The sequence below is a fragment of the Vibrio sp. 2033 genome, assembly GCF_033339735.1.
Genome location: NZ_JAWOVC010000065.1, coordinates 1 through 2,695 on the forward strand (window position 1 = coordinate 1; position 2,695 = coordinate 2,695).

Below are 2,695 nucleotides of genomic sequence, written 5' to 3' on the forward strand. Positions count from 1 at the left end.
CAGCGTTGGGGCACGTCAGCCCAGTTGAGTACGAAAGTATGTAGTTATGTACTGTCTACTTTTTGTGGGGTACACCAAGCTTTGGAGTAAAAATGGCATTCAACTTAACAGAAGAACAATTAGTTAATACTGAGGTGGAGCTTGGTGCAAGGCTCCCTCATGATGATCGTGAATCGATGAAGACTGACAATGGTGGTGAGGCAACGACCGAAGAAGATGACTGGGAGCTTTACCCAATCAAGGACAACTCCGATCGAAAAAGGCTAGCTCGTACTTGTAACCACATTATTGCAGAAACCAAGGTGTGTTTTGGTTTTGGCAACTTTCCTCATCATGCATTGGCTATTGCTAGTAACGGTCTTGGTGATCAAATGGTTTTCTTAAAATAGTCAGAACAGTTCAAGCCCGAAGTTTATGTTTGGCTTCATGAAACCGGAGAGATTAAGTTGCTTGCAAGTTCATTTGCCAAGTTAGAAAAGCTATAACAAATTGTTCAAGAGTGATTCGGCACGCGTGGCATTTTTACTATGCGTTTATTTTAGTGGTTAAGGTGGTATGCGGATGCTTAGGTGTTGCGTGCCTCACACCTTAACAAGGCGTTATGTTCTCCGAGGAAAAGATGGAATATTGTATAAAAAAAATAGAGAAAGCCCTTCTCGAATATTTTCGTTCAAACCTTGAAAGGTTGTCAGATAAAGAAATTGATCTGATCGATATTGGGGTGTTTCCGTGGCACTCTAAGATAGAAATCTCTTTCTATGAATCTGGAGATTCCGCATCATTGGATGATATTGCAGCATGGGAGTTATATGATTTTTCCAGCATGAATGAAGGGCATTGGAATTTGGGTTTAGATGTTGCGGAAGATTTGTCTAAAGAATGGGATAAAAGTAGAGATATTTTACCATTTTTGTTTGATTTTTCATCTGCTGTTACATCGGATGCTGTAAGAGCAGCTATCGGTGAATATAAACTGTCAAACAACTTCTGTGTTCAAATTCTTGATCCGGACAAGCCCAATTCTAAAAACTACTGTGAGTGGTAAGAAACTAAAAATAAGATGTCGTTTCTAATAGATAATGCGGCTGTTAATTCAACAAACATAACAAAGCATTTAAGCGTGATTCTCAACGCTTGGCATTTTCAGTTCAAGGTTGGGTTTCGTGTTTACGGCGCAACGATTTAGTGTAGGTGGCAGCGTTGCTCACACCTTAATGCGGCGTTAGCCGTCATGGAGCTTGCTATACTTAAAGTGATAGAATAGTATCACTTTGTAATCCTTTGGAGCAGCTCTCATGAAAGTAGAACTAGTTACATCACTTAAACGTCAAGCAACTAAGATCCTCGCTGATCTCCACGACACTAAAGAACCAGTATTAATTACTGAGCATGGTAAGCCATCAGCGTATCTAGTTGATGTTGATGATTACGAGTTTATGCAAAATCGTTTGGTTATTCTGGAGGGTATTGCACGAGGCGAGCGTGCTCTAGCTGACGGTAAAGTGGTAAGTCATGATGAAGCCAAGGACAAAATGTCAAAATGGCTGAAATAATCTGGACTGAGCCAGCGTTATCTGACCTCAATGATATCGCTGAATACATAGCACTTGAAAATGTCGTAGCTGCAAAGCAGTTGGTACAAACGATCTTCTCTAAAGTTGAACGCCTAGAAACTTTCCCAGAATCAGGTCGTATTCCGCCCGAACTAGAACATTTAAGTCATCGTGAAGTTGTCGTTAATCCGTGCCGTGTTTTCTATAAACAAGACAGTGATAAGGTCTTTATTCTGTTTGTTATGCGAGCTTAAAGAGATTTGCGTAAGTTCCTGTTGAGTAAGCAGTAACCTTTGGGAATGAGCGGCTAACAAACTGTTTAAGAGTGATTCGCAACGCGTGGCATTTTTGCTATGCGTTGTGTTTGGTGTTTAAGGTGGTATGCGGAAGCATCGGTATTGCGTTGCTCACACCTTAACAGGGCGTTATGGCGCAGGGAAAAATTCAGCTAAGGGCACTAGATGAGTGATAAAGTTAAAGTAGCCTTGCAGTGGCTCAAAGAAAGCTTGAATGCAGAGGATGTGGAGTATCAAATAGTCGGTGGCTTAGCGGCAACTATTCATGGTGGTAGTCGGGAAATCGCAGATATAGACCTTTATATTCGAAACTCAGACGCAGACAAAGTGTTAGCGCACGTAACTAAATACATATCCAAGCCGTTAACTCATTATGCCGAACACGGTTGGGATCTAGAGTATTTCCAGCTGGTTTACCAAAATCAAAAAATTGAAATCGGTTTATCTGAATATACGAAGATACAATCACATCAGGATGGCGCTTGGCACCAGCTTGAAATCGACTTTTCAGAGTCAGTCATTAAAAATTATCAAGGTATCGATCTACCAGTGATTCCAGTACATCGTTTAGTCGAATACAAGCGGATATTGGGCAGGGAAGTAGACCAAATTGACATACAGGAGCTAACGTTGAGCTCAGCGCCATAACAAAGCGTTTAAGACGGATTCACAACGCTTGGCAGTTTTGGTTTGAATCAGCTTAAGTGTTTACGGCACAATGGTTTAGGTAAGTGGTCGCGTTGTTCACCACTTAACGCGGCGTTATGTTTCCGAGTACCCCACGTTTAGTAGACACTTTACTAAGTTAGCTCTAGGGTCTAATTGAGAGGTGATTTATGGCTAAAC

General features: G+C 41.3%; 5 protein-coding genes. All 5 read left to right on the forward strand.

Translation table 11 applies throughout. From position 1 onward, the window contains the following. Window positions 1-92 precede the first annotated feature (92 nt). The 5 genes from R7P74_RS24540 to R7P74_RS24560 all read left to right on the forward strand — a co-directional run bounded on the left by R7P74_RS24540 (window position 93) and on the right by R7P74_RS24560 (window position 2,497). On the forward strand, window positions 93-389 hold the full coding sequence (locus tag R7P74_RS24540) for an SMI1/KNR4 family protein (RefSeq protein WP_262635816.1): 297 nt from the start codon (window positions 93-95) through the stop codon (window positions 387-389). Window positions 390-619: 230 nt separating this feature from the next. Beyond that, window positions 620-1,045 carry a hypothetical protein gene (locus tag R7P74_RS24545; RefSeq protein WP_140145136.1) on the forward strand — a complete coding sequence of 142 codons (426 nt, stop codon included), beginning with the start codon at window positions 620-622 and terminating at the stop codon, window positions 1,043-1,045. 250 nt (window positions 1,046-1,295) lie between these two features. Continuing rightward, a complete protein-coding gene (locus tag R7P74_RS24550) occupies window positions 1,296-1,553 on the forward strand; it encodes a type II toxin-antitoxin system Phd/YefM family antitoxin (protein WP_017038125.1) in 258 nt (85 codons plus the stop codon). Then, entirely contained in the window at window positions 1,541-1,807 is a 267-nt protein-coding gene (locus R7P74_RS24555) for a type II toxin-antitoxin system RelE/ParE family toxin (protein ID WP_262635817.1), read from the forward strand. The genes R7P74_RS24550 and R7P74_RS24555 overlap by 13 nt, the downstream gene beginning before the upstream one ends. 207 nt (window positions 1,808-2,014) lie before the next feature. Continuing rightward, window positions 2,015-2,497, forward strand: a complete 483-nt coding sequence (locus R7P74_RS24560; protein ID WP_262635818.1) for a MazG-related protein — start codon at window positions 2,015-2,017, stop codon at window positions 2,495-2,497. Window positions 2,498-2,695: the final 198 nt, after the last annotated feature.